At 40.1% G+C, this 26,205-nt stretch carries 26 protein-coding genes; 16 read left to right on the top strand and 10 right to left on the bottom strand.

Going from position 1 to position 26,205, the window contains the following annotated elements:
- Positions 1 to 118 precede the first annotated feature (118 nt).
- The 5 genes from DFR63_RS05520 to DFR63_RS05500 all read left to right on the top strand — a co-directional run bounded on the left by DFR63_RS05520 (position 119) and on the right by DFR63_RS05500 (position 4,778).
- Positions 119 to 796, top strand: a complete 678-nt coding sequence (locus DFR63_RS05520; protein ID WP_115884943.1) for a response regulator transcription factor — start codon at positions 119 to 121, stop codon at positions 794 to 796.
- Positions 793 to 2,178 (top strand): sensor histidine kinase, encoded by a 1,386-nt coding sequence (locus DFR63_RS05515; RefSeq protein WP_115884942.1) that lies wholly within the window; start codon positions 793 to 795, stop codon positions 2,176 to 2,178. Before DFR63_RS05520 ends, DFR63_RS05515 begins: the two co-directional genes overlap by 4 nt.
- 79 nt (positions 2,179 to 2,257) lie before the next feature.
- The gene (locus tag DFR63_RS05510) at positions 2,258 to 3,286 is read left to right on the top strand and encodes an ABC transporter permease (RefSeq protein WP_115884941.1); all 1,029 of its coding nucleotides are present in this window, start codon (positions 2,258 to 2,260) and stop codon (positions 3,284 to 3,286) included.
- Position 3,287: 1 nt separating this feature from the next.
- Positions 3,288 to 3,968 (top strand): ABC transporter ATP-binding protein, encoded by a 681-nt coding sequence (locus tag DFR63_RS05505; protein ID WP_115884940.1) that lies wholly within the window; start codon positions 3,288 to 3,290, stop codon positions 3,966 to 3,968.
- A 72-nt stretch (positions 3,969 to 4,040) separates the two neighbouring features.
- A complete protein-coding gene (locus tag DFR63_RS05500) occupies positions 4,041 to 4,778 on the top strand; it encodes a Na+/H+ antiporter NhaC family protein (RefSeq protein WP_115884939.1) in 738 nt (245 codons plus the stop codon).
- A 112-nt stretch (positions 4,779 to 4,890) separates the two neighbouring features.
- Here DFR63_RS05500 and DFR63_RS05495 read toward each other — a convergent pair whose 3' ends face one another.
- Both DFR63_RS05495 and DFR63_RS05490 read right to left on the bottom strand, forming a co-directional pair.
- Entirely contained in the window at positions 4,891 to 5,556 is a 666-nt protein-coding gene (locus tag DFR63_RS05495; protein WP_115884938.1) for an SDR family oxidoreductase, read from the bottom strand.
- 36 nt (positions 5,557 to 5,592) lie between these two features.
- On the bottom strand, positions 5,593 to 6,954 hold the full coding sequence (locus DFR63_RS05490; RefSeq protein WP_115884937.1) for an aldehyde dehydrogenase: 1,362 nt from the start codon (positions 6,952 to 6,954) through the stop codon (positions 5,593 to 5,595).
- 136 nt (positions 6,955 to 7,090) lie between these two features.
- Between DFR63_RS05490 and DFR63_RS05485 the strand changes: the two genes are divergently transcribed.
- Together DFR63_RS05485 and DFR63_RS05480 are read left to right on the top strand one after the other, a co-directional pair.
- The gene (locus DFR63_RS05485) at positions 7,091 to 8,029 is read left to right on the top strand and encodes an ABC transporter ATP-binding protein (protein ID WP_115884936.1); all 939 of its coding nucleotides are present in this window, start codon (positions 7,091 to 7,093) and stop codon (positions 8,027 to 8,029) included.
- Positions 8,026 to 9,543: an ABC transporter permease/substrate-binding protein gene (locus tag DFR63_RS05480; protein WP_115884935.1), complete on the top strand. Its 1,518-nt coding sequence runs from the start codon at positions 8,026 to 8,028 to the stop codon at positions 9,541 to 9,543. Before DFR63_RS05485 ends, DFR63_RS05480 begins: the two co-directional genes overlap by 4 nt.
- Before the next feature lie 220 nt (positions 9,544 to 9,763).
- Here DFR63_RS05480 and DFR63_RS05475 read toward each other — a convergent pair whose 3' ends face one another.
- From DFR63_RS05475 to DFR63_RS05465, 3 genes are all read right to left on the bottom strand, one after another.
- Positions 9,764 to 10,609, bottom strand: coding sequence for an aldo/keto reductase (locus DFR63_RS05475; protein WP_245954147.1), 846 nt, complete (start codon positions 10,607 to 10,609; stop codon positions 9,764 to 9,766).
- A 63-nt stretch (positions 10,610 to 10,672) separates the two neighbouring features.
- Complete coding sequence (locus DFR63_RS05470; RefSeq protein ID WP_115884934.1) at positions 10,673 to 11,794, bottom strand: 5,10-methylene-tetrahydrofolate dehydrogenase; 1,122 nt, start codon at positions 11,792 to 11,794, stop codon at positions 10,673 to 10,675.
- A gap of 18 nt (positions 11,795 to 11,812) precedes the next feature.
- Positions 11,813 to 12,922: a hypothetical protein gene (locus tag DFR63_RS05465; protein ID WP_115884933.1), complete on the bottom strand. Its 1,110-nt coding sequence runs from the start codon at positions 12,920 to 12,922 to the stop codon at positions 11,813 to 11,815.
- A gap of 96 nt (positions 12,923 to 13,018) precedes the next feature.
- Between DFR63_RS05465 and DFR63_RS05460 the strand changes: the two genes are divergently transcribed.
- Positions 13,019 to 13,219: an SDR family oxidoreductase gene (locus DFR63_RS05460; protein WP_245954141.1), complete on the top strand. Its 201-nt coding sequence runs from the start codon at positions 13,019 to 13,021 to the stop codon at positions 13,217 to 13,219.
- 52 nt (positions 13,220 to 13,271) lie between these two features.
- On the opposite strand, the gene DFR63_RS05455 is transcribed toward DFR63_RS05460, so the two are convergent.
- Positions 13,272 to 15,236: a fructose-1,6-bisphosphatase gene (locus tag DFR63_RS05455; RefSeq protein ID WP_115884931.1), complete on the bottom strand. Its 1,965-nt coding sequence runs from the start codon at positions 15,234 to 15,236 to the stop codon at positions 13,272 to 13,274.
- A 148-nt stretch (positions 15,237 to 15,384) separates the two neighbouring features.
- Here DFR63_RS05455 and DFR63_RS05450 point away from each other — a divergent pair, with 148 nt between their 5' ends.
- Positions 15,385 to 16,197, top strand: a complete 813-nt coding sequence (locus DFR63_RS05450; protein WP_162842291.1) for a PepSY domain-containing protein — start codon at positions 15,385 to 15,387, stop codon at positions 16,195 to 16,197.
- 54 nt (positions 16,198 to 16,251) lie between these two features.
- Here the strand turns inward: DFR63_RS05450 and DFR63_RS05445 are convergent, their stop codons facing one another.
- From DFR63_RS05445 to DFR63_RS05435, 3 genes are all read right to left on the bottom strand, one after another.
- Entirely contained in the window at positions 16,252 to 17,280 is a 1,029-nt protein-coding gene (locus DFR63_RS05445) for an acyltransferase family protein (protein ID WP_115884929.1), read from the bottom strand.
- Between the two features lie 257 nt (positions 17,281 to 17,537).
- On the bottom strand, positions 17,538 to 18,488 hold the full coding sequence (gene speB, locus DFR63_RS05440; RefSeq protein WP_115884928.1) for an agmatinase: 951 nt from the start codon (positions 18,486 to 18,488) through the stop codon (positions 17,538 to 17,540).
- Between the two features lie 25 nt (positions 18,489 to 18,513).
- Positions 18,514 to 19,926 (bottom strand): MFS transporter, encoded by a 1,413-nt coding sequence (locus tag DFR63_RS05435; RefSeq protein WP_115885067.1) that lies wholly within the window; start codon positions 19,924 to 19,926, stop codon positions 18,514 to 18,516.
- Between the two features lie 152 nt (positions 19,927 to 20,078).
- On the opposite strand from DFR63_RS05435, the gene DFR63_RS05430 reads away from it, so the two are divergent.
- Positions 20,079 to 20,948, top strand: a complete 870-nt coding sequence (locus DFR63_RS05430; RefSeq protein WP_115884927.1) for a LysR family transcriptional regulator — start codon at positions 20,079 to 20,081, stop codon at positions 20,946 to 20,948.
- A 50-nt stretch (positions 20,949 to 20,998) separates the two neighbouring features.
- Here the strand turns inward: DFR63_RS05430 and DFR63_RS05425 are convergent, their stop codons facing one another.
- The gene (locus DFR63_RS05425) at positions 20,999 to 21,286 is read right to left on the bottom strand and encodes a YerC/YecD family TrpR-related protein (protein ID WP_115884926.1); all 288 of its coding nucleotides are present in this window, start codon (positions 21,284 to 21,286) and stop codon (positions 20,999 to 21,001) included.
- Positions 21,287 to 21,429: 143 nt separating this feature from the next.
- Between DFR63_RS05425 and DFR63_RS05420 the strand changes: the two genes are divergently transcribed.
- The 6 genes from DFR63_RS05420 to hisH are packed head-to-tail and all read left to right on the top strand — an operon-like array spanning position 21,430 to position 26,204.
- A complete protein-coding gene (locus tag DFR63_RS05420) occupies positions 21,430 to 22,236 on the top strand; it encodes an ATP phosphoribosyltransferase regulatory subunit (RefSeq protein ID WP_115884925.1) in 807 nt (268 codons plus the stop codon).
- The gene (hisG, locus tag DFR63_RS05415; protein ID WP_115884924.1) at positions 22,233 to 22,838 is read left to right on the top strand and encodes an ATP phosphoribosyltransferase; all 606 of its coding nucleotides are present in this window, start codon (positions 22,233 to 22,235) and stop codon (positions 22,836 to 22,838) included. Before DFR63_RS05420 ends, hisG begins: the two co-directional genes overlap by 4 nt.
- Complete coding sequence (hisD, locus tag DFR63_RS05410) at positions 22,835 to 24,067, top strand: histidinol dehydrogenase (RefSeq protein ID WP_115884923.1); 1,233 nt, start codon at positions 22,835 to 22,837, stop codon at positions 24,065 to 24,067. Before hisG ends, hisD begins: the two co-directional genes overlap by 4 nt.
- A gap of 1 nt (position 24,068) precedes the next feature.
- On the top strand, positions 24,069 to 25,055 hold the full coding sequence (locus DFR63_RS05405) for a pyridoxal phosphate-dependent aminotransferase (RefSeq protein ID WP_115884922.1): 987 nt from the start codon (positions 24,069 to 24,071) through the stop codon (positions 25,053 to 25,055).
- Positions 25,048 to 25,632 carry an imidazoleglycerol-phosphate dehydratase HisB gene (gene hisB, locus DFR63_RS05400; protein ID WP_115884921.1) on the top strand — a complete coding sequence of 195 codons (585 nt, stop codon included), beginning with the start codon at positions 25,048 to 25,050 and terminating at the stop codon, positions 25,630 to 25,632. Before DFR63_RS05405 ends, hisB begins: the two co-directional genes overlap by 8 nt.
- The gene (gene hisH / locus DFR63_RS05395; RefSeq protein ID WP_115884920.1) at positions 25,629 to 26,204 is read left to right on the top strand and encodes an imidazole glycerol phosphate synthase subunit HisH; all 576 of its coding nucleotides are present in this window, start codon (positions 25,629 to 25,631) and stop codon (positions 26,202 to 26,204) included. The genes hisB and hisH overlap by 4 nt, the downstream gene beginning before the upstream one ends.
- Position 26,205: the final 1 nt, after the last annotated feature.

Raw genomic sequence — 26,205 nt, 5'->3', positions numbered from 1 at the left:
TCATTAATCCAACTGTTAATTATGGAGAATATTTATCGTTTTGTACATACCGCGATGTTAAAAAGAAGTGTCATTTGATGATATACTACGAATAATAAGAGCCGGAGGGGGAAACACTATGGAGAGAATACTGGTCGTCGATGACGATCCTAATATAGTAAAGTTTGTCACATTGAATTTATCTGAAGCGGGATATCGTGTTGCAGCCGCAAACGATGGGAGAGAAGCTCTCCAGCGTCTAAAAGAAACACCGTGCTCCCTTGCGGTAGTCGATGTTATGATGCCATACATGGACGGGCTTGAATTGACCAAAGCGATACGCGATGAATACGACATTCCGGTACTTATCTTGACAGCAAAAAGCCACATTGATGATAAAGCAGAAGGCTTTAAAGCCGGAACAGATGATTATCTCGTCAAACCGTTTGAGCCGAAGGAACTGATTTTCAGAATAGAGGCGCTGCTGCGCCGTTATAAAACAGAAGGAGAAGCTGATTCAATACGTCTCGGAAATGTCAGTATTTATCCTGATAAGTATACCGTCGAAATTGAAGATAAGACCTACATGCTGCCGTTAAAAGAGTTCGAACTTCTGCAGCTGCTGGCAGCTCATCCAGGCCAGGTTTTCTCAAGAGAGCAGCTGATCGAGCAGATATGGGGAGTGTTTTATGAAGGAGATGAACGCACTGTCGATGTTCATATTAAAAGGCTGAGAACCCGGTTTTCAAAATTGACAGCGGATTTTACGATTAAGACCGTACGCGGTGTCGGCTACTTTCTGGAGCCGGTTTTATGAAGTCATTATACGTAAAATTTGTCGTTATGACACTTGGTATTATGATACTCAGTTTCTTTATCGCTTTTGTCGTGTCTAATGCTTATTATCAATATAATTTGAAAGAAAGCAACGATGAAAAAAATACAGCTATTGCTTCTGAAGTGGGCGCTTTTATCGAAGCGCAGCCCGGGATGAATATCGAGGATTATCTGGAAACAATTGCAGATGCCGGTTATCAGATGTATCTGGCAGACGACAGCGGCAACACTCAGTTTTTTGGAGCGGAGTTCAATGAGCACAATCTGTCTCCGGATGTGGTCAGCGATGTGCTTGCCGGTGAAATTTATCACGGGATGGCAAATTTTGAAGCGGAAATATTTGTTACCGGTTTTTTTGCTAACGAACTGAGCAATACTATCGGTGTGCCGGTTCAGCATGAAGGCACCGTTTATGCTTTATTTATGCGTCCGGATATTAATCTGCTGTTTAATGAAATGCATCTTTTATTCGGTATTTTATTTATGCTGACGGTCCTCTTAAGTATTGTTCTAGTATTTATCAGCGCGCATTTCCTGATTAAGCCCGTGACCAAATTGAGTGAAGCGACGAAGCTCCTGGCTTCTGGAGATTACTCGATACGCGATCTCGATACAAACCGAAAAGATGAGCTCGGTGAATTGTCAGCGAACTTTGTCAGCATGTCTAAACAGATTGCATACAATGATAAAATTCAGAAGGATTTTATTTCAAATATATCCCATGATATTCAGTCTCCGCTGTCGAGTATTAAAGGCTACAATAAGCTGTTAAATAAACCGCTCACAGCAGCTGAACGGAGTGAATATACAGAAACAGTGGATTTTGAAATAGACAGGCTGTCGACCATGACAGAACAGCTCCTGGTTCTTTCCTCAATCGATCATGAAGATTACATGCTGAGAAAAGAATTTTATAATTTAAAAGAACAGCTCGAGAGGCTGATTAAAGTTTACGAATGGAAGATTAATGAAAAAGGCTTAATGCTGTCTCACAAACTTCAGGATACTGAAATCAAGGCGGATAAAGCATTGATGAACACCGTTTGGGATAATCTGTTGTCAAATGCTGTTAAATATAACGACGATGCGGGCAGCATAGATATAGAAATGATTAGATATCAGGCTCATACAGTTATAACAATCAGCGATACCGGGAAAGGTATCGATAATACGAGCATCGATAAAATTTTTGACAGATTCTACCGTGTAGATGCCGCACGTACCAGTAGTGTAGGCGGTGCCGGACTCGGTTTATCCATCGTTAAGAAAATACTTGAACTGCATAACGGTACAATCAATGTGAGAAGCAGCGGGAGCGGCACCACCTTTACAGTCAGGATTCCTGTAGATACAACAGAATAATTTTTCCTCCTCGTTCATAGTGAGTTCATATTACAGGTATATATTATAACTCATAGATGATAACGAGGAGGATTTTTTAATGAAGATGGCATGGAAAGAAATGAGAAAATATAAACTGCGGTATACAATTCTCGGTTCGATTATATTTCTGATCAGCCTGTTAACATTAAGTATCTCAGGCCTTGCGAACGGTTTGTCCCAGGACAATGCGGCTTTGATCAAAAATATGCCGGAAGGTACATTTTATATGGAAGACAGTGCAGAAGAAAATCACAGTTTCTCTGCACTGTCGGATGAGCAGATTAGTAATTTGAAAGAAGAAGATCCAAACGCAACATTATTTTCTATTCAAATGGGTGAATTTAATGATGCAAGCGACCAGAAACACAGTCTGGCCTTTGTGAGTGCTTCGGATAATGAGTATTTCCCTGAAACAGAATCTGGGGAAATTGTGCTGGATCAGGCTTTTGAAGAAGAAGGATTTAAAATTGGCGACACAATTTCAAGCGGTCTCCTGGATAAAGAGCTGACAATTACAGGATTTGCCGAAGAAGAAAAGTTCAGCCACTCTTCAGTCGGTTTTATTAACAATGAAGATTTCTTTGAAATGTATAATACAGATACATTCCAGCTGGCGTTTACAACTGAAACAGATCAGCCGGTCGATGAACTGTCCGCATTCGGCAATGGAGACTTCTTAAATACGATTCCGAGCTACAGCGCTGAGCAGTTGTCGCTTAATATGATTATAATATTTTTGTACGTTATCAGCGGCATGCTGTTTGCGATATTCTTCTACATGATAAATGTGCAGAAATTAGGTACATTTGGCATTTTAAAAGCGATTGGGGTTAAGACTTCTGCACTGTTTAAAATGATGTGGGCGCAGATGTTTATTATCACCATTATTTCATTGCTGTTAGCTGTCGGTATCAGTCAGCTGTTTAATGTACTGGCACCAAGCGGCATGCCATTCCACTTAACGCTTAATATGGTAATGCTCTCATCACTTGCATTTATTATTATCGGCTTTATCGGAGCGACGCTGTCGGGCATCCAGATTAAAAAAGTAGAACCGATGCAGGCAATTAACCAAGGAGGTGCTTAAGATGAGTTTATTTCAATTAGAAGATATAAAAAAAGAATTTAAGCATGGAAGTACAAAAGAGCAGATATTAAAGGGAATTGATCTGGAGTTAAATAAAGGTGAACTGACGGCGCTGGTGGGCGCATCGGGTTCAGGAAAAAGCACGCTGCTGACGATAGCTGCCGGGCTCCAGGATTTAAGCGGCGGTTCAATTAAATTCAGCGGGAAAAATATGACGGAAATGAATGCAGAAGAGGTTCGTGAAGTGAGGGCAAAATATTTCGGCTTTGTTTTCCAGCATGCACATCTGGTACCATTTTTAACTGTGAAAGAACAGCTCGAGCTGATGCTTGATACTGCAGAAACCAAATGGTCCAAAAAATCGAGAGAAGCGCGTATTGAAGATGCGCTGACTACCGTTGACATGTGGGAACATAGAGACAGTTATCCGGAAAACATGTCGGGCGGAGAAAAACAGCGTGTGGCAATTGCCCGGGCAATTATTCATGAGCCGGAAATATTATTTGCCGACGAGCCTACAGCAAGTCTCGACTCAAAACGCTCAGTGGAAGTAATGGAGTTAATAGAAAGACTGGCACGTGAATTGAATATTACCGTGCTGATGGTAACTCATGATAATGATATTCTGAAATATGCAGAGCGTATTGTGGAAATGAAAGACGGTAAAATTATCGAATCTTAGTAAAGATGGGTCATAGACCCGTCTTTTTTTATTGAAATTCGTAGTATTAGGGGGCGCTTATATAGGTTACAAATGAGATATGCAAAAAAAGTAAAGAGAAATCCGGAATCAAGTTTAGTATATAAAGAAGATGCCGAAAAACGTGAAATGTACTCATCAATAGGTGAACATGAACCGCTGAAAGCGACGGGCCGTCAGATTGCAGGAGCATTCGCTGTACTGATTTGGGGCGTAACTACCCAAGACTGGTTTATGATAGAGATGTCAGGACTGTTCATTATTATGGGTGTTGTAGTCGGTCTCGTTTCAGGACTGAACTTGACGCGTATTAGTGAAGCATTTACAAAAGGATTCAGAGAAGTATTAATGGGTGCCATAATCGTCGGTCTTGCACGTTCTGTTGCCGTTATTCTGGAAGATGGTCAGGTAATGGACACTATAGTCAATGGTCTCGGCAGTGCAGTCGGAGAGTTACCGCCTGTGCTTGCAGCGGCAGGAATGTACTTCGTCCAGTTAATGATCAACTTCGTGATCCCTTCGGGATCGGGGCAGGCTCTGGTTACCATGCCGATTATGGCGCCACTTGCCGATCTTGTTGATGTAACGCGTCAGACAGCTGTTCTTGCATTTCAGCTTGGAGATGGTTTTGCACATATCCTGTATCCGACCAGCGGATACTTTATGGCGGCTCTCGCTATAGCAGGAGTAGAGTGGCACAAGTGGATTAAATTCTTCTTCCCGCTATTCTTAATCTTTATGTTTATATCTTTAGGAGCTCTGGTAGTTGCTCAAATAACCGGCTGGTCGTAAACAATTAAAAGTTGAAGCGGGGTTAAGATCGGGATAGTCCATAACTCTTAAACGGTTTAAAACTAACAGAAAAGGCAAAAATCCATTTGGATTTTTGCCTTTTTAATTTACTTTATTTATTTTTAAAGTTCTTAACAGCATCTGCTATATCAGTGCTGCCGTCCACCACCTGCAGTTCTTTGCCGCGATTTTCTTCCTTAGTAACGACTTCGTAAATTACTCCTGCCACATTTTCACGTGCAACGTTTTTAATATCGTCAAAGTATAAATCGATATCGACCTTGCCGGAACCGCCTTCGTCAGTCAGCATACCGGGATGAACAATCGTGTGGGTAAGACCGGAATTCCTTAAATAGACGTCTGCATGGTGTTTCGCAATCGTGTAAGGTTTAATTTTCTGTGCATCAGGCGTATCGAAAGCTTCTCTTCTTGAATCCCATGTCGAGACCATAACAAAGTGTTCAACTCCTGCCTGTTTACTGGCATCGACTGCTTTTACAGCGCCGTCGAGATCAACGATAATCGTTTTATCGGCACCTGTGCTGCCGCCTGAACCTACTGAGAAAACAACCTGTTCAAAGCCTTGCATCTTATCGGCCATTTCTTCTATAGAATCGTTCTCGACATCAATCAGCAGCGTTTTCATATCTTTATTTTCAAAATCAGCAATCTGTTCTTCTTTACGGATACCGGCTGTGAAATCCACTGAATTTTGTTTAAGCTGTGACGCGAGGTGGGTCCCTACGCCGCCGTTTGCACCAATAACTAAAATACTCATCTGTATACACTCCTTAAATGTTTTGTTAATACCAGTTTAACTTAAAAACTTTCTGAAAAGCTTGTTTTTTGCCTGGGTAAATGGGGCATAGCGTACAGGAATATCAATGATTGTACTGTTTTTTACGACGCTCTTTTCATGGGTAAAAGTATCGAATGAATACTTGCCGTGATAGTGACCCATTCCGCTCGCACCGACGCCTCCAAACGGCATATCGTGATGTGACAGATGCATCAGAGTATCATTTACGCAGCCGCCGCCGAAGGACAAGCGTGACAATAGAGTTTCAACATTGCGATCGTTTTCTGAGAAAATGTAAAAGGCGAGCGGTTTAGGCAGCGTCTGCTGATAAGCAACCAGATCCTGAAGATTATCGTAAGTGATTACCGGCAGAATCGGGCCGAATATTTCCTCTTCCATAATCTCTGCTTCAAAGGTGCTGTTCGGCATGAGGGCGGGCGCAATTTTTTGCGTGTCTGAATTTTTACTGCCGCCGAGAACCATTTCATTTTCGAGCAGCCCTGATAAACGTCTAAAGTGTTTTTCATTAATAATTTTAGGATAGTCTTCTCGGTGCACAGCGTCACTGTAACGTTCTTCAATTTCACTGAGCATCCGGTCGATAAACTCCTGTTTTTTAGAACTGTGAATAATCACGTAATCGGGAGCGACGCAGGTTTGCCCCGCATTGACAAATTTACCCCAGGCGATACGCTTAACTGCAACATCTATATTTGCAGTTTCATCAACTACAACGGGACTTTTGCCGCCGAGCTCCAATGTGACTGGTGTCAGCGTTTCGCTGGCAATACCCATAATCTCTTTGCCGACACTGGTGCTGCCTGTAAAGAATATATAATCATACTGCTGTTTGTTGACTTCATCATGCGGTGTGTCAGCGGGAGCGCAGTACACATACTTTTCGCTGAAAGTATAATTCAATATTTTTTCTATAATTGCAGCTGTATGCGGACTGGTTTCAGAAGGTTTCACAAGCGCACAGTTCCCGCCTGCAATAGCGCCAATCAGCGGCATCATCGTTAAATTAAATGGATAATTCCACGGCGACAAAATAAGAACAACACCGTAGGGGTCGCGGTATACATAATTTTTAGCTGGGAAACTCATCATTGAACCTGACACTTTTTCAGGAGAGTTCCAGCTTCTTAGATGTTTAATGACGTAATCAAATTCTTTATAAACGATACCGATTTCTGTCATAAAAGCCTCGGCTTCTGATTTTTCGAGATCTTTATTTAAAGCTTCAAGAATCATCTTTTCATTAGTTTCGACAGCAAGCTTCAATTTTTTTAACTGGCGGATACGGAACCTGACCGATTTTGTATGATTTTTATAATAATATTTGCGCTGATTTTCGACTATTGACTGCATGGACATAATTATCGCCTCCAAAAAATATCTTATAATTTATAGTATTCCCTTTTTATGTTTGTTCTAATTAGGGTATATATTATTATTCCCTATTCTAATACATATAATGAATGGCTTAAAATTTATGAGGAGCGGATAATACATGATTGAATTTAAAAATGTAACAAAACGTTACGGCAGCAAAACTGCGGTGGAAGATGCAAGTTTTTACGTGAAAGAAGGAGAATTCTTCGTTTTAATCGGTCCTTCGGGAAGCGGAAAGACAACTACTCTTAAAATGATTAACAGACTGATTCCGTTGACTGAAGGCTATATTTACTTTAAAGATAAACCGGTAAGCGATTATGAAGTGCATGAAATGCGCTGGGATATCGGCTATGTGCTGCAGCAGATCGCTTTATTCCCGCATATGACAATTAAAGAGAATATTGCTCAGGTTCCCCAGATGAAAAAATGGAAAGAAGCAGATATCGATCAAAGAACAGCTGAGTTAATGACGATGGTGGGGCTCGATCCTGATACATACAAAGATCGTAAACCAGCTGAACTCTCCGGCGGTCAGCAGCAGCGTGTCGGTGTAATCCGTGCACTGGCAGCAGACCCGCCCGTTATTCTGATGGATGAGCCGTTCAGCGCCCTCGATCCGATTACGAGAGAAAGTCTTCAAGATGATCTAACAGCGCTGCAGCAGGAAATTAAAAAAACAATAGTGTTTGTCACGCATGATATTAAAGAAGCAATGAAACTTGGGGACCGGATCTGCTTGTTTAATGAGGGGCGAATCGAACAGATTGGGACGCCGGAAGAATTTTTAACAGCTCCTAAAAACGACTTTGTTCAGGAATTTATAGGTTATCAGAGAGAAGAAAATGAGACGATCGGTGAATTTATCAGAGCAGATTCTGCTGAAGCTGAGGAAGCAGTTTATCCGCTTGTAGAAGAAAGTACTAAGATCGAAGATGCATTTAAAGTATTTGCTGAGCATGAGGCTGTTGCAGTGAGAACCGCAAAAGGGAATAAGCTGTTAAGCAGGCGGGATGTCTTTAAACATTTATCAGATAAGCGCGGTGACAGTGCATGAATACATTTTTAGAAACTCTCAATTCACGTAAAGGTGAACTTTTATCGACACTGATAGAACATATTCAGATATCGTTTATAGCATTGCTGATTGCAGCTGTTATCGGTATACCGCTAGGCGTTATTTTAACAAAGACGAAGCGTACAGCAGAAGTAGTCATTAACATTGCGGCAGTACTCCAGACAATACCGTCCCTTGCCCTGCTTGGATTGATGATACCGCTGTTTGGTATCGGTGTTGTGCCTGCAATTATAGCACTCGTTATTTATGCGTTACTTCCTATACTGAGAAATACTTATACAGGCATCGCCGAGGTGGATGACTCACTGGTGGAAGCGGCCAGCGGTATTGGAATGAAACCGATGAGACGGCTTTTAAAAGTGGAGATGCCGATAGCGATGCCGGTTATTATGGCGGGTGTACGTACAGCAATGGTGCTGATTATTGGTACTGCAACGCTTGCTGCACTAATTGGAGCAGGCGGACTCGGAGATTTAATACTGCTTGGGATTGATCGTAATAACACGCACCTTATATTAATCGGAGCGATACCGGCAGCCTTGCTTGCGATACTTTTCGATGTTATTTTAAGAGTTATTCAAAATCTGTCGTATAAAAAAGCAGTGATTCTGGTAGGCACAATTTTAATCGTTATACTGCTTGTAGCACTTGCACCGCTGTTAACAAACCGCGGCGACAGTATGACAATTGCAGGGAAGCTGGGAGCAGAACCGTCGATAATTACAAATATGTATAAAATACTGATTGAAGAAGAAACAGATTATAATGTTAATGTGGAAGATGGACTGGGTAAAACATCCTTCCTTTTCAATGCTTTGGAATCTGATGATATCGATGGATATCTTGAATTTACCGGTACCGTGCTCGGAGAGCTTGTGAATATCCCGCCGGATTCAAATGAGACAGATAAAGTATATGAGCAGGCTAACGCTGCACTGGATGAACAATTTGAGATGACGATGCTCGAACCGATGGCATTTAATAACACATATACACTTGCTGTGAAAAGAGACTTTGCAGAAGAACACGGTCTTGAAACAATTGGAGACCTGAGAGAAATTGAAGACATTGTGAAACCCGGCTTTACGATGGAATTTAATGACAGAACAGAAGATGGTTATCCTGCGCTTCAAGAAGCGTATAATCTGAACTTCACTGAGGTGGTAACGATGGAACCTCAGCTTCGTTATCAGGCAATTGAAAGCGGAGATATCAACCTGATGGATGCTTATGCAACAGATGCCGAGCTGAGAGAATACGATATGGTGATACTCGAAGATACAGAAGCGGTATTCCCGCCTTACCAGGGCGCGCCGATGTTTAAGCAGGAGTTTCTTGAAGAATATCCGGAGATTGTCGAACCGTTAAATAAACTCGCAGGCAAGATTACGGATGAAGAAATGCAGGATATGAACTACCGTGTCTCTGTGGAAGACGAAAGCCCTTACGATGTGGCGGAAGAATATTTAAAAGAAAATAATATTATAGAGTGAAAATAAAGCATGAAGGTGTGGGGATGCACATGAGACTCTGTCATGCCAGCCCAAAAAGCCTAGCGTTACTTTAAAGGTAATGAGCTTGATAAAAATTGTCCGGCAGCCTATCTTTAATATACTTCATTCTATAAAAATAGGCTTGGAAATCTTAAAATTAAGATTTCCAAGCCTTTTCTCTTATTACCTCAGGATTTTTGTCCCAGTCTCCATGCTTTCTTTAAAACTCCTCGTGTTCATTAGGATCTTGTTTGTCAATTCTTCCGTCTTCTCTAGTAAGAGAATCGATTTTCTCCATTTCGGCATCTGACAGCTCAAAGTCGAAAATATCCAGGTTGGACAGCTGGTGTTCAGTACCGGAAGCTTTTGGAATAGGTATAACGCCATGCTGATAATGCCAGCGCAGCACTATCTGACCCGTGTCCTTATTTTTCTCCTTGGCCAATGTATTTAAAGTCTCATCCTGCAAAACAGTTCTCGCACGTGAGAGAGGGCTCCAGGCCTGAGTAACTATCTCGTTATCTGAATTATATTTTCTGACTCTTTCCTGTGAAAAGTAAGGGTGCAGCTCAATCTGATTAATTACAGGTGTGACGACTGTTTCTTTTTTGAGACGGTCGATATGTTCCGGTTCAAAATTGGATACACCGATTGAACGAATGTAGCCGTTTTTCTGAGCCTGTATTAGTGCACTCCAAGCCTCGACATACTTGTCTTGTTTCGGATTTGGCCAGTGCAGAAGAAATAAATCAAAATAATCCAGTCCTGTGCGGAACAGTGATTCTTCTATAGAAGCAAGTGCTGTACTGTAATCATACAGTCCGCCGCGCAGTTTTGAGGTAACGTAAATTTCTTCTCTCGGCAATGAACTGCGGCGTATGCCTGCGCCGACAGCGCCCTCATTTTCATAACGGATGGCCGTATCAATCAGACGGTAACCGTTATGGAGAGCATTTTCAACGCTTTCTGCTCCTTTCTTACCAGTGATACCCGAAGTGCCGAAGCCAATTGAAGGTATTTTATAACCATCATGAAGTTGATACAATGGAATATCCTTAGTCAAAATCATCATCCTTTTTTTAATTTTATCTGTACGTTTTCTATTATTCCCTCTTGTCATACCTATAAACTAATCCGATTCCTCAGAGTCTTCCTCCTGGCTTTCTTGGTAGCGGAGGCGCTGACGGTAACCATAAGTACTCTTCTGTATAGTTTCTTTATCCTGGAAACCGGCACCGATAGCACCAGCAACTGTCGTCAGCGAGGCAGCAAACCATGCCAGCTCCAGATAGAATCTAACGCCAATATTTTCAACCTCTATGGTTGTTGCGATAAAGTCAGGCGGAAGCAGAGTCACTCCTGCTGTCAAGAACAGAAGATAGAGAAGAAAGTAATAAAACAGCAATGAGATAAATAAAGTGAGCAAAGTCGTGCTGTTATACAGTGAAGTCATGCGGCGGCTTTGTCCTTCTTTAAAGTTCTCCCACAAATCGTGAGATACAATAATCCAGAGCAGCATTCCAAGGATGGAAAGAACCGAAATCGCTGCTAGACGCCATGTTGGGAATAGATAGCTCAGATTCCACATTGTCGAGAAAATAATACCAAATGCACCGGTAGCAAATGCGATAGCTGTAACCCCGCTCAAACTTTGCATCATGTTGTAGGGGTTATTAGCGAAAGTCATTCCGGTCACCAGCCTGAAAGTCCCACCGGCTTTAGTGGTCATGTGAAAGAGCAGATGTTTAGTTTCGGACTTCTCAAAGAAATCTTTTGTATAACGGAGCTTTGAGAAGGTGAACATATTATTTAAGGCATGAATTTCATCCTTAATTCCTTCTTCAATATCATCACCGTTATCAGTAACCTCTTTAATAATACTGACAGTATTAATGATTGCGGTCTGAACTCTCTTTTTAAGCGGCCGCCATCCAAAAGCAGGAATGGATATCATAGCAACGCCATCGGAAGTATCTATATCAACCACTACTGCTTTATCATTATAAAATAGAGGTAAATCGGTAATGCTGATTAAATAATCCCAACCATTTTCTTGTAAATATTCTTCCGTTCGTGCGTAAATCTTCTTTGTAAACTCAGTTTCACCTGTCAATGGATCGACAATGATATCTATTTGCCAATCATCACTTTGAGACAGCCGTTCTTTTAAATTTTCGGCCAGCTCATCTTTAATTTTACTGGTGATATTTCTTGCCGTACCCGGTGCAGAGATTATACCTAAACGAGCCATGATATTCCTCCTGACTTTTTAATTAGATTCATCGTCGTCTTCATCATCTTCCTGTAATTGATTATAGCGATATTGCTGACGGTAAGAATAGGTCACACTCCTGATCTTCTCATCGCTTTCGGCAGTAGAACCCAAGGCGCCTGCCAATAAACCGAGAGAAGTTGTAAACCAAATCAGATTTATATAATTCATTACCGTGAAATCTGTATCAGCTTGTGTCCAGTCATTAAAGATTCCCGGCGGCACAAACATAGTAATAGATACCGCAAGCAGCAAATAAAGAATAAAGTAGTTAATGACAGTAACAAACAGAAGTGTCATAAAGCTTGTAAGATTGTAGAGCCAGCGGTAATGAACTGAAGTTTTTGCAGAACGGCCTTCCCATAGCCCATGAGCATAAATTAACCAAAAGACTATCCCTATTACAGAGAACAGCGTTAATGTTATCAGACGCCAGGCGTGGTAGTCTATACTGAGCTGCCATGGAGTGGAGAATATCGAAATGTATGTACCAGTAGCAAAAGCCAGCGATACCAGCGTTTTAAAATTATTGACAATCGTCCAGGGTTCATTAATATATGTCATTCCTAAAACGATTTTTAACCAGCCGATTACATATGATTTTATAATGTAGCGATTGGTACTCTCATTTTCCTCTCCAGGTGTTTCAGGAGATATATTCATGACCGTCGGGGTACTGAGCTTGCTGCTGTCGAATGAATCACTGTCTGTGTTATATCTGTATAAATATTCGAGATGATGTATTACCATCCTATTTAATTTTCTTTTTAAAATTAAGAAACCGAGAGCAGGAAGAGAAAGGAGAGACACCGATTTATGGGAATCAAATTCCGATACAACAACTTTATTATTGGATAAGCTCGGTAAATCAGTAATACCTATCACATAATCCCATTTATTTCGCTCTTTTATATTAACCATTCTTTTAATCGTTTCATTAAGATATTCAGAAGAACTCGTCAGAATACTTTCTTCACATTCAAATTTCCAATCACAATCATTGTCTATGAACTCTCCAGCAAGCTTCGGCAATTCTTCAATAATTTTTTCAACCAATGCACGGGGCATCCGGGGCGCTGGAATCAAACCAACTGTTAAAGAAGGCATAAAATTCTCCTTTCTGTATCATTTAAGTAAAGCGCGATATTATCAGCTATTACCCTTTTTACACACTTTGCAGACATAGAAATTATAATTTGTCATTTGTGGATAAAATCACATAATGTTTTATCAGTTGCTCCATCAGAAACGAAAGAGTACTTATCGGATATTACTGCAATCGATTGCCTTGGTACATCTGAAGAGACGGCTAGAGCAGCCTTATTCTTAGTTTCAGATGACTCTTCGTTTATGACAGCAAATACTCTAACTGTCGACGGAGGCTCTACAGCAAATAAGTTATAATGGCAAAATAACGCCCGCAGTAATTTGCGGACGTTATTTTTAGTGCTTATCTTTAATTAATATAACGGTGTTTCATCAAGTCTTTAAGCATGGAAATTTCATACCTTAAACGTCTACCGATTTCTGTATCTCTGACTTTTTTACGTTCGAGTTCTTCATCGACGATTCTTCTGACTGCGAGTACATCAGATTCGTTCTCCAGTACTTTGTCTTTGGAGTTAAATTCCTGATGAGCCACCAGCTGCATGCCGTAGGAATTAAACAGCAGAGTATAGCCGGCAATACCTGTTGCGGACTGGTAAGCTTTGGAAAAACCGCCGTCGATAACAATCAACTTGCCGTCGGCTTTAATAGGGTTTTCACCCTCCTTTTCTTTAACAGGTGTATGCCCGTTTATAATATGGCCTTCTTCAGGATCTAAATGGAACTCTTTTAAGAAAGCTTTTGCCATTTCGGGCTGCTCGCGTAAATAATAGTATGGGTTTTTTTCTTCTTTATGAGTTGCTTTGTCACTGATAAAGTATCTTTCAAAAGTTGTCATGGCGCGTTTTCCGAACAGCGATGATTTTTTTCCGGTCCATAAGTACCAGATTAAATCCGTGGCAAGATCCTCGGTTTCGTCGAGATTCACAAATGCCTGGCGCAAGTATTTTTCGAACTGGTCGAGGAGTTCACGGCCGTAATATATTTGACCGTCGATTTCCATCCCTTCCATTTCACAATCTTCCGTCACCGGAATACACCCGTGAATCAGCAGGTTACCGTTATAACGCAAGTAAAGATTACCTTTTTTCATCATGAAATTCATATGTCTTTTAAGTTTTTCTGATTGCTGCACTGATATAAGGAGCGTATTCATAACATCCATTTCTTCATCGGTAAGTGCCGCGGGATTATTAGGATCAACAGTTTGGAAGCACGTATTTTCAAGCGGGTAAACTTTACCGTCCATCATATATTCCATCGTGTCGTAATTAACATTTTCCAGCACCAGCCGGTCATTCATGTCAAAGTTCGGACGCCTTTTAATAATCGGTGCTTCCAGCTTAAACTGGATAATCGATATAGCCTGCTGAACTTTTGTCATCTGGAGCTGTTCGTGTGCTGATAAAATTTTGTCAGATGTTTTTTTCGGGTGGAAGGCAGGATTATCATCGTAATATTTTTCGGCGAATGTAAATAGTGGACGGAGATTAATACCGTATGCATCTTCAATAATGTCGAGATTATTGTAACGCGCACAGATACGTATAATATTTGCCAGACATACTTTGGAACCGGCATAAGCCCCGAGCCAGAGGACATCATGATTTCCCCATTGAATATCGACAGAGTGATAGTCAATTAAAGTATCCATAATTTTATCAGGCTCGGGACCGCGGTCATAAATATCACCGACAACGTGAAGATGGTCAACAACCAGTCTCTGGATGGTAAAAGAAAGACCGGTAATTAATTTGTTTGCCTGACCTAGTTCGATAATTTCGCTTAAAATGCGATCGTAATATCTTTTTTTATTATCGTGTTCATCTTTCTTGTACAGCAGTTCTTCAATTATGTAAGCAAATTGCTGAGGCAGTGCTTTACGTAATTTGGAGCGAGTATATTTTGAAGAAGAATGAGCGACAAGCTCAATCAGCTGTTCAATCTTAGTTTTATACCAGTCAGCCAGTTCATTTTTATCCGTAAACTGATTTGTAATCAGCTTTAATTTTTCTTCAGGATAATAGACGAGAGCAGCCAGTTCGCTAAGTTCAGGTTCGGTCAGACGGTCTTTAAACATATCATCAATTTTTACTTTCACATTGCCCGAACCGTTTCTGAGCACATGCTGGAAGGACTGGAATTCCCCGTGCAAATCACTTACAAAATGCTCAGTTCCTTTTGGCAATTCCAAAATAGATTCCAAATTTATAATTTCTGTCGCAACTCTTTCTTCTGAATTAAACTTTTCAGCGAGGAGCTGAAAGTAACGTGCTTTATAATCTGTATTATTGCTGTTCTTCGATACAGTCACTGATTAACACTCCTATTGTAAAATTTCATAATATCTCCATTATATCCGTAACAGTATAAATGATAAATGATTTATCACTTATGAAAAATGTTTGCTTGTAAAAATAACAGGATATTATATGAATAACAAGTTGAAAGGAGAGCTTACAGTGAAAATTAAAATATTTGGTTTGCTGCTGGCTTCGAGTCTGGTTTTAGCAGCATGCGGCAATGAGGAAGAAGAAGCTAATGAAGATACAACAGAAACTGAAGGCGGTCCGGTAACTGACGAGGAAACAACTGAGGATGATCAGGAAACAAGCACGGATTACGGAGGCACGGACAACGATGCTGCGACGGAAGAAAATACTGAAGACGGCAACGAAGACAGCAGTGATGAATCAGATGAAGAGACATCTGCAGACCCGTCAGGTTCGAGTGATTCTAACAGTAATACATCTGAAGAAGCTGAAAGCACTGAAACAGAAGGCACATCAAATGATAAAAGTGACAGCAGTTCTAGTTCTGAAACTGGATCTGAAACAATAGCGCTGGAAGACATCAGCTTGACTGCAGATGATGCTATTTCCCTTGCTGAAGAAGAGGCTGAAGGTAATATCCATGAAATTTCTTTCGAGAATGAAGGAAATGGATGGGTTTATAAAATAAATCTAAATAACGGCAGCGAAGAATCTGAAGTCATAGTTGATCATGACACAGAAGAAACTGTTGATGTCAGAACTGAACAGGAAGACGACGATGATCAGAATGACGTTGTCGATTACGGTTCATTAAACGAAGCATATGATGCTATCGATGAAGCAATTGCCGATCTCGGCGGTGGTGAAGTTAGAGAATGGTCCTTGAGTATGGATGACGGAGTAGCTGAGTACGACATCGACCTTATTTACGAAAGTCAGAAATATGAATACACAATTGATGCAGAAAGCTTAGAAATTCTTAACAGCGAACGTGATGACTAAATTAAGAAGTGCTTTTAAGTCTATAAAAAGACGCCCCGAAAACAGGGCGTCTTTTTATCTTGAGACATTCAGCATTGCGGTCTGTCTTTCTTTATATAGTTTAAACAGCACGTTATGACTTGGTTTCTCAACGTAATGAAGTATAAGATGTGCAAGAACAAGACTGATACCAAGCGGTACGACGAGGAAGACTTCGTGTACATAGCCTAAAGATTCGAGTTTTTGAATAATGACATAACCGATATTTTGATGAATTAAATACAGCGGAAAAGATAAGGCGCCCAGATAAACAAGCGTATCTGATTTCAGCCACTGCATTTTATCGTTCAGTACCAGGTAAAATACTGCTATGAAAAATATAGTAAATAAACCGTTTGTTACACCTTCAAATGAAAAATCGTAAATAAGGGATAGAACAATCATCAAATGATATTTTAAATGGTTGCCGTGCTGCCAGATATAATAAAACATAATTCCGATAATAAACATTTGACAGTAATTGGACATTGAAAACTTCTCAATCAGTGCTGTTGTCTCAGTGCCTGCAAGACCATTTGTAATTTGTATCAGTGCAGAAGCAGCGAGCCAGACACCCGTAAATAGCATCACTCTTCGTTGCAGATTGAAAATCAGGAGCAGTGCCATTAACAGATAGAAAGTCAGCTCCACACGCAGTGACCAGTACACGCCATCGACATTCTTAACACCGAAGAAGTCCTGAAACATTGTCATGTTAATAAACATATCAGCAACCCCTGCTTTAAGGGTATCGACAGAAGATATTCCAACCACGATGAAGGTGACGATAATCGCAAAAATGTAAGTAGGATACAGCCGTATTGCTCTTTTCGTTAAGAAGTCAGATGGCGATTTTACCTTCAGAACCGACATGTAAATAACAAATCCGCTGATGATAAAAAATAATTGGACGCCGTAATGTCCGAACGAAAGTATATCTATATAATTTTTTTTTATATGTCCAAACTTTTCATCATAAAAAACAATGTAGTGGTAAAGCACGACGATAATTGCCGCTATACCTCTTAATGCATCAATTTCAGTAAATCTTTTCTTTTCAGCCATTATGATACCCCTCATAATCCGGCAGATTTTTATATGTTCTCTGCGTATTTTGCGGTGTTTCCAATGATTGAATCACTATATATCATCAGCGGGAGAAAATTCAAATAAAAAGCGGCTGAGTGAAAAAAAGGATAAATATATTCAACACAAATAATCCATGCATTAGTTTCCCAAGAGAGTCTAATGCACGGATTTTAACTGTGTTTTATGAAATGTTTTATCTTCTTAAAGTTTTTTGTTCCGATGCAGAAATCATTCTATTCTTTTTTCTTAGTGACATAACTCAGTAAATCAAGCATGATTCTAGCAGCAGTTTGACCAGTCATACCGGTTAAATCATATTGAGGTGCAACTTCAACCAAGTCAAATGCAATAACTTCTCCATGATTTGAAATAGCTTTTAACAGATCATTTACTTCGTCATAGTACAAACCGCCTGGAGAAGGCGTTCCTGTTCCTGGAGCAACCGATGGGTCAATCCCGTCTATATCAATTGTAATATAGTATTTTTCTCCTTTAGGTAATAACTCTAAAAGACCTTCAATGCCTTTTTCGCGCATTTTATTTGGTGATAAAATTGTCGCCCCATATTCTCTGGCTGCATCGACATCTTCTTTCAGACTGCTGCTGATACCTCTGATACCAAACTGGAATATATCTTTAACATGTTCCAGTTCCGATAACCGCCTGATACAGTTACCGTGTCCGTAACGCATACCTGAACGATGATCAGCCCAGTCGAGATGTGCATCTATTTGAATCACATGGAAAGGGCCTAATTTTTCTAAACCTTTGCCGACAGGCGCAGTAATAGAGTGATCTCCACCAATTACAACAGGCATTGCGCCTTTATCCACAATTTTACGTATTGCTTCTTCTGTATTGTCGTGTGATTGCATAATATCACCATGTATAATGTCGACATCCCCGCAATCCACTACATTCCATCTTGGACCCAAATAAGTAATATCATTTTCAATATCATATGCACCGTCTAAACCAAAGCTGTATAAAGTAGAGCCTTCCCGGACGGCTCGAGGACCCATTCTTGCACCAGATCTCCATTGAGTCCCCATATCATTCGGGACCCCTATGACTGCTACATCTGCATCGAGGTCATCTAAGTTTGCACAAACCGGATATTTACCAAAAGTTGTGATGCCTGTAAAAGGTAGATTTAAAAATTGTTTTTCATCAGGATTAACCATAATAATTTCCTCCAATATTTAACCATTAGTTTATTTTACTCGTTGCGAGTATCGGTTTAGTTTTAAGGCCTTCTTCCGGACTCATTGTTTTAGCTACAATCCAAATCGACACAGCTCCAAAAGCCAATGCTGTGAACATGCCGCCAGAGGCGGCGAGATGAATATTTGAAGTTACGGCTTCCACAGTTCCATATACTGCTGTTGATATAGCCAGGCCAAACGAGTAACCGAGCGAGCTCGCCATTTTATAGATACCTGAAGCCACTCCAACTTTATCGTTACTGATATGAACGACTGAAGTATCAAGAGATGGCGTTGCATACATCCCAATACCTATTCCAGCGATTAGGAAACCAATGAAGACTACGATGACATAAAGTATGTCAGGTAAAAATGTCATTCCGGCTAAACTCATACCTATAGCGGCAATAAAAATTGCCCAAAGCATAGGTTTTCTTGCACCAATTTTTTGAAGCATACGTTCACCGACGCGTATCATTATCAGTAAAGCGACTATATTTCCAATAGTCAGAAGGCCGGTTTCAAATGCTGAAAATCCTCTTGCTATTTGAACATATGTATTTGCTACGACTATAGTGGCTGCGATACCGTTTTGCAGAAAATTGGAAGTTACAGCCCCGGTGTAAGGACGTGACTTAAATAAATTGAAATCGATAAATTGAAATTTACGTTTTTTCTCATACATGAAAAATAAAACTGCTAATATTAAAGTAACAATCATCAAGCCGATAATAATTGGACTGAACCAGCCGAACTCTTGCCCCTGCGTAATTACGATATTGACACCAAGAAGTAAGAAGATGAAAATTGCGAACCCAATATAATCAAAAGGTTCTTTCTTGTAATCGTTCACTTTACTTTCTTCGATATCTCGGAGAATCCACATCGAGATAAGAGCAACGATTATCGAGAATATAAAAATCCATCTCCAATCCATATATGTCGCAACGAGACCTCCTGCCAGCGTAGCTACGCCTCCTCCTCCCCATGAACCGAAGGACCAGTAGCTTAGTGCACGCTGTCTGTCAGCTTCATTAAAGGCTGTCTTAATAAGAGCAATGGTAGCGGGCATGATAAACGCAGCGGAAATCCCTTGTATTGCTCTGCCTATGATAAGAAGTGAAGGCCCCTGTGCAATAATTACTAAAAAACTTCCTAAAATACTTAAACCCAACCCGAAAAAAGTCATTTTTTTACGACCTGAACGGTCGGAAAGACCTCCTGCCACCACGATGAACAAACCGGAAAATAAGGAAGTCAAGCTTGTGGAGATATTTAATGTACCAAGCGAAACGTCCATGTCTGCCGTCATAGCGGGAAGGATGTTAATCATAGATTGAGCAAACATCCAAAACGTTAATACAGCCAGAACAATACCGACAATATATAAGTTAGCTTTTTTGTTAGTTGATGAAATTTTCAACCACCCCTTAGTATTTGAAAAACTGATTATCCGTTATGTAAGCGCTTAATAGGATAACTTCAGTGTAAGTGATACAATTATATTTTAAAAATATATAATTTTTATATAACTATAAATAATATTTATATTAAGTGAGGGGAATTGTGATGGATATTAAACAATTGCGTTATTTTCACGAAATAGTTAAACACGGAAAGGTCAGTAGAGCGGCGAATTCATTATATGTCTCCCAGCCGTCACTCAGCATGTCTTTGAGCAAGTTAGAAAACGAAATTGGTTTTAAACTATTAGAACGTAATGATGGGACTTTTAAGCTTACAGATGCCGGAGCGGAGTTTTACAAACATGTAAAACTGGTGCTATCAATTTTCGAAAATATGGAAGATGAAGTTGAATATATTGGTAAAAGAGGCAGCGGACAATTGAAAATGGGTATTACAGAACTTTTCAGAGCTGTAATACCGGAATTATTTGATATATTTCTCGAGAGCAACAATAATTTCGACATTAAATTAACTGAAGGAACGACTTCGCATATCATAGATCAGCTGCGTATGCATCAGCTTCATTTTGGTTTAACAACCTTAAGTTACTTAGACGAAGATATGGAATCAATATATTTAGGTCCGAATATTCATTCACTCCTCGTTCACAGAGATATTCCTCTGTCGGAGCTTAACAATGTCAGCCTCCAGAATTACCAGAATCACACTTTAATTTTCAGCGAGGGATCATATGAGTTAAACGAATTTCTTCATAAAAATAATCTGAAATTCAGAAATGTCATTAGGGTCGATACTATAGGTACCGCAGTACGTTTAGTGAAAAAAGGACTTGGAATTGCAGTTATGCCAGAACTTTATGCGAGTAACTATACAGATGATGATGTAACGAGTATTTCTCTAGATTATGATTTAAAAGGTCCTGATTTATATCTGTCATATATGAAAAACAGGTATTTTACGTCGGATATTGAAAAGTTTATAAATGTGACAAAAGAATATTTGGAGAATTAAGAAAGGGAGTGCATAACGTTATGCATTCCCTTTCTCCGTAACGCCTATCGTTACTTTATTTTATTCAAAACAGTGCGATAGCCGTCACTGCCGTAATCCAGACAGCGTTTCACACGCGATACAGTGGCACTCGATGCTCCTGTTTCTTCCTGAACTTTAGAATACGTTTTGCCTTCATCGATAAGCTTTGCGACCTGAAATCGCTGTTTTAATGCAACGAGTTCATTGGATGTGCAAATATCATCGAAAAACTTATAGCATTCTTCTTTCGTCTCAAGTGACAGAATTCCGTCGAACAGATCGTCGAGTTCCTGACCTTTTAATTTATCTATTTGCATAGCCTCAGCTCCGTATAAATAAGATAATAATACTTTAACATACTAAAGTGGTAAAGGAAATGGTTGTGTATATTAAATATCTTTGTTACTATTTTATTTATTGGCAACTCTTTATCTCGCTAAAGTGTTAAAGGAGAGTAATTATGACAAACAACAAATTCATTTTGCAGCGGCTCGCTCTTGGACAAAAATATCTGGAGCAGCTTGATGATTCAGGGTACACCCTGGTTGATATGAATATGATAGAACCTTTTTCAATCGATGATAAATATCATCATCCGACGAGTGTGGTTTTTGAAAGAAATAATGCAATGTACGCCATTCGCAGTGACTGGACAAGGACGCTGCTGAATTTCAACAGCAACTTTTATTCAGATGACAAGCGTTTTGGTTATTTTGGGCCTGTTGTCAGAGAGAATGAATCATTCTATCAGGCGGGGGCAGAAATTTATAAGGCAGCGGAAAAGGATATTATCGAAGCGCTGTTAATGCATATGAATTTTGTTGAAGAATGTGCAGAAACACAAATCAAAACACTCGTTATAAATAATGATCAGCTGATTGATTTATTTATTGAAAAATATAAGCTTCCTGATTCAGTGCGCCAGCTCATTTATACAAAGAACATTTCGGAGCTGCGTCAGCAGCTCGGTAAAGATCATGATTTGTATAAGATTATGAGTGCCAAGGTAAGTGATCAGTTTAAGATGGTGAGTGAGATTTTCGGCGATACGGAAGTTATGCAGGCAATTACTCATTTAAAAGCAAAGATTTCATCACAAGATAGAAAATTCATTTTGGATTTATCGTTCCGTTCGCCTCAAAATTACTATAACGGCTTGTATTTTCAGGCATTTTTAAATTCTAATTCACCGATATTAAGCGGCGGGCAATATAACAGCAATGCATTCGGCATTGCGTTAAATCTCACAGACGGAGGTCTTTTATGATTACAGTAGCATTATCCAAAGGACGTTTGTTTGATGATTTTGTTTCTTATTTAGAGAAATATGAACTTTATAAATACAGCAAGGTACTGAAAGATGAATCACGCGCGCTCTATACGATTGTGGATAATATCCGCTTCATTTTTGCAAAAGGACCGGATGTGCCTGTCTATGTTGAACGCGGAGTGGCAGATATCGGTATTGTTGGCAGTGACATTATTGAAGAAGAGGTGTTCAGCTATTTAAATGTATCTGAACTGCCTTTCGGAAAATGTCATTTTGCTTTAGCAGGGCCGCCGGATGTAGAACATTTTAATACTGTAGCTTCTAAATATACTAATATTGCCCGTAACTATTTCAATGAACAGCAGCAGCCGGTGTCGCTGATTCACCTTAATGGTTCAGTAGAACTCGCACCGATACTCGGACTGGCAGACGGTATTGTGGATATTGTACAGACAGGGAATACTTTACGTGATAATGGTCTGCTTGAGTATGAAAGAATTCTCGATGTCCAGGCGCGTCTGATTGCGAATAAGCAGACGTTCTATACGAAGGAAGACAGCATCTATGAATTTTTAAGTGAAATTGGAGTGATTGGATGAACGCGGAAACCTTTAAACAGATATTTACAAGTGAGGACAGCACAGATAAAGAAAACATAGATAATGTTCTGTCTATAATTGAAGATGTGAAGCAGAACAAAGATGAAGCCTTAAAGAAATATACAGCACAGTTTGACGGGCGGGAGCTGGATAATTTTAAAGTGCCCGTGGAAAAGCTGAAAAACAGTTTTGATAATTTAAGTGAAGAAGAAAAGAATGCGCTGGTTCTTATTAAAAAACGCATTGCTGATTACCAGCAGTCGATAAAATATAAGGATTTCGAGGATCGAGAGTTTTCCTATGTCTACCATCCCTTGGAACGCATTGGCATTTACATTCCGGGAGGTACAGCGTTATATCCTTCAAGTGTACTGATGTCAGCAGTTCCTGCAGCAGTGGCAGGGGTGGAGAATATCGTTGCTGTAACGCCGACTTTCGACGATGAAAATATTACTTTCGCTGCACTTTACATTGCAGACGTTACAGAAGTGTATACGGTGGGAGGCGCTCAGGCTGTCGCGGCGCTGGCTTACGGAACAGAAACTATTGCGAAAGTAGATAAGATTGTCGGCCCCGGTAATAGGTATGTTGCACTGGCAAAAAAACAGGTATTTGGGGATGTCGGCATTGACATGATCGCGGGACCGAGTGAAATCCTTCTGTACGTCGATAATTCTGCAGATTATACAGCAGTCGCGTATGATATTTTCGCCCAGGCTGAGCACGATGTAAATGCAAGAACTTTCCTCATGGCAGAATCACAGGATGTGATTGACGGTATCCAGCTTGAAGTCGATCGCCTGATTGACTCGCAGAGACGAGCAGATGTCATCCAAAAATCGCTTGAGAATAATCATTATCAGATTATCGATAACAGAAAAGAACTGATTGATGTGATTAATTTTATTGCACCGGAACACGTATCAATCCAGCACCGCGATGAACAGGAAATCAGCAGAGACATACGTTATGCTGGTGCGGTTTTTATCGGCAAATACTCACCGGAAGCAATCGGCGACTATGCAGCTGGACCATCGCACGTACTGCCGACGAATCAGACCGGGCGTTTCAGCCACGGGCTCAATGTAAATGATTTTCTGACAAGTCATGCAGTGATTAATCTAAAAGAGGGAACATACTCCAACATCGCAGGAGCTGCGAAAACGATTGCAAAAAAAGAAGGGCTCGATGCTCATTATGAATCATTAAATATTAGAATGGAGCAGTAAAATGATTAGTATGGACAGAAATACCTCACCAAAGTCGCCTCTCTCAAAGGAACAGATTCTTGAGGCGGTAAATAGCACCGATATTGAATTGTATCCGGAAGAAGAACTCGGACGTTTTAAAGAATTATACGCAAAACAAAACGGATTTTCGGCAGAGAACATTGAAGTGGCGAACGGCTCGGATGAATGGCTGCAAAAAATTATTATGACGCTCGGAAAGAACGGTGTAATGTCTTTGAACCCCGATTTCTTCATGTATCAGATTTATACTAATCAGATTGGATTTCGTTACTATTCAGTGCCGTCTCGTGAAGATTTCTCGTACGATTATGATTTAACGATTTCAGAAATTAAAAATAAAAAGCCGTCAGTATTCTTTATTTCAAATCCGCATAATCCGACGGGCGTACTCTTGCCGAGTCATTTTATTAATGAACTTGCAGATGCGATGAAATCTGTCGGAGGATACTTAGTAATCGATGAGGCATACGGAGAATTTGCACTGGATCGTCCGGTGCCTGAAGACGAGCATATTATCATTGTACGAACGATGAGCAAAGTATACGGTCTGGCAGGTTTAAGAATCGGTATCGTCATCGCGAAAGGGAAAACTTATGACGCAATTACGAGAATTAATCATCCGTATCCATTAAACAGTTTAACTTTAAACCTCGGCAGTGAGCTGCTCAGTCATGATAAACAGCTGGACGAATGGTTCGACTATCAAAAACAGCTGCAGCAGTCTCTTGTTGATGCTTTTGAAACAGTACGCCGTCATATTAAAATTAAACCGTCACATACGAATTTTGTATTTACTTACGGTGACAAGGCAAGAGAATTATATGAATATCTTTATAAAAATGGCTACAGAGGCAGAGTGTATGACGAAGAAAACCTGCGAAATGCCGCGCGCTATTCAATTATCGATGAAGATGAGTATCCGAAGTTGAAAGAACTGATTACAGAGTGGGGTAAATCACATGACTAAGTACAGTAAAGACAGAGAAACTAAAGAAACGAAAATAAGCATTGAAATACATGATGAAAAAGACTTCAAAGAGTCGAAAATAAATACAGGCATTGGTTTTTTTGATCACATGCTGACGCTGCTCAGTTTTCACTCCGAACTGTATATGAACATTCAGGCAGAAGGGGACCTGCACATCGATGCTCACCATACCGTTGAAGATATCGGTATAGTGCTCGGCCAGCTGCTGAAAGAGATGTACGTTGAAAAAGAAAGCTATCAAAGATACGGGTCGATGTATCTGCCAATGGACGAATCACTGGCGCGTGTTGTGCTGGATTTATCCGGCAGACCTCACCTCAGCTATAATGCTGTAATATCGAGAGAGAAGGTCGGTGATTTCGATACGGAACTCACAGAAGAGTTCTTTAACGCTGTCGCTATGAATTCAAGAATGACGCTTCATATCGATCTTTTAAAAGGCGGTAACTCTCACCATGAAATCGAAGCGATATTCAAAGGCTTTGCACGCAGCCTGAAAATTGCACTGCAGCCTTCAGATAGCGGTGTCCCCTCTTCAAAAGGTGTGATTGAATGATAGGTATTATTGATTATTCTCTTGGAAATACGGGGAATCTTGTAAATGCTTTAAAAAAACTGGGTTATGAGTCAGTGATAACAAAAGATAAAAATGTACTTTCCTCATGCGAAGCAATTATTCTCCCGGGGGTGGGACATTTTGGCTACGCTATGAATATTATAAATACCTCTGGACTGAAAGACATTATTGTCGAACTGAGTAAATATAAGCAGTTAATCGGCATCTGTCTCGGAATGCAGCTTTTATTTGAGCATAGTGAAGAAGGCAATGCTCATGGCCTCGGAATATTGAAAGGCAGCATTGCGCGGATAGATACTGATTTGACAATTCCTCATCTGGGGTGGAACACACTGACTAGCAATTATCAATCTTTAAATGGAAAAGATGTTTATTTTATACACAGTTATAAGGTCTCCGCATCCGAGTATACTATTGCTGAGACCGACTATAACTCAAATATACCGGCTATAGTTAAAAAAGAAAATATTACCGGTATACAGTTTCACCCTGAGAAATCCGGAGAAACAGGTTTATTTATTCTAAAAAATGCTTTAGATGGGAGTTTTTAAA

This window comes from Jeotgalicoccus halotolerans (assembly GCF_003387165.1).
Classification (GTDB): Bacteria; Bacillota; Bacilli; order Staphylococcales; family Salinicoccaceae; genus Jeotgalicoccus; species Jeotgalicoccus halotolerans.
Note: the sequence above shows the minus strand (reverse complement) of the source record. Positions and strands in the feature narration are given on the sequence as shown.

Coding starts and splice junctions, on each gene's coding strand:
- speB (WP_115884928.1), bottom strand. CDS start 18,488: ATGGTTAATCCTGATGAAAAACAATTTTTAAATCTACCTTTTACAGGC.
- DFR63_RS05500 (WP_115884939.1), top strand. CDS start 4,041: ATGAGATATGCAAAAAAAGTAAAGAGAAATCCGGAATCAAGTTTAGTA.
- DFR63_RS05510 (WP_115884941.1), top strand. CDS start 2,258: ATGAAGATGGCATGGAAAGAAATGAGAAAATATAAACTGCGGTATACA.
- hisB (WP_115884921.1), top strand. CDS start 25,048: ATGACTAAGTACAGTAAAGACAGAGAAACTAAAGAAACGAAAATAAGC.
- DFR63_RS05430 (WP_115884927.1), top strand. CDS start 20,079: ATGGATATTAAACAATTGCGTTATTTTCACGAAATAGTTAAACACGGA.
- DFR63_RS05515 (WP_115884942.1), top strand. CDS start 793: ATGAAGTCATTATACGTAAAATTTGTCGTTATGACACTTGGTATTATG.
- DFR63_RS05520 (WP_115884943.1), top strand. CDS start 119: ATGGAGAGAATACTGGTCGTCGATGACGATCCTAATATAGTAAAGTTT.
- DFR63_RS05405 (WP_115884922.1), top strand. CDS start 24,069: ATGATTAGTATGGACAGAAATACCTCACCAAAGTCGCCTCTCTCAAAG.
- DFR63_RS05490 (WP_115884937.1), bottom strand. CDS start 6,954: ATGTCCATGCAGTCAATAGTCGAAAATCAGCGCAAATATTATTATAAA.
- DFR63_RS05465 (WP_115884933.1), bottom strand. CDS start 12,922: ATGCCTTCTTTAACAGTTGGTTTGATTCCAGCGCCCCGGATGCCCCGT.
- hisH (WP_115884920.1), top strand. CDS start 25,629: ATGATAGGTATTATTGATTATTCTCTTGGAAATACGGGGAATCTTGTA.
- DFR63_RS05485 (WP_115884936.1), top strand. CDS start 7,091: ATGATTGAATTTAAAAATGTAACAAAACGTTACGGCAGCAAAACTGCG.
- DFR63_RS05445 (WP_115884929.1), bottom strand. CDS start 17,280: ATGGCTGAAAAGAAAAGATTTACTGAAATTGATGCATTAAGAGGTATA.
- DFR63_RS05420 (WP_115884925.1), top strand. CDS start 21,430: ATGACAAACAACAAATTCATTTTGCAGCGGCTCGCTCTTGGACAAAAA.
- hisD (WP_115884923.1), top strand. CDS start 22,835: ATGAACGCGGAAACCTTTAAACAGATATTTACAAGTGAGGACAGCACA.
- DFR63_RS05505 (WP_115884940.1), top strand. CDS start 3,288: ATGAGTTTATTTCAATTAGAAGATATAAAAAAAGAATTTAAGCATGGA.
- hisG (WP_115884924.1), top strand. CDS start 22,233: ATGATTACAGTAGCATTATCCAAAGGACGTTTGTTTGATGATTTTGTT.
- DFR63_RS05470 (WP_115884934.1), bottom strand. CDS start 11,794: ATGGCTCGTTTAGGTATAATCTCTGCACCGGGTACGGCAAGAAATATC.
- DFR63_RS05495 (WP_115884938.1), bottom strand. CDS start 5,556: ATGAGTATTTTAGTTATTGGTGCAAACGGCGGCGTAGGGACCCACCTC.
- DFR63_RS05480 (WP_115884935.1), top strand. CDS start 8,026: ATGAATACATTTTTAGAAACTCTCAATTCACGTAAAGGTGAACTTTTA.
- DFR63_RS05425 (WP_115884926.1), bottom strand. CDS start 21,286: ATGCAAATAGATAAATTAAAAGGTCAGGAACTCGACGATCTGTTCGAC.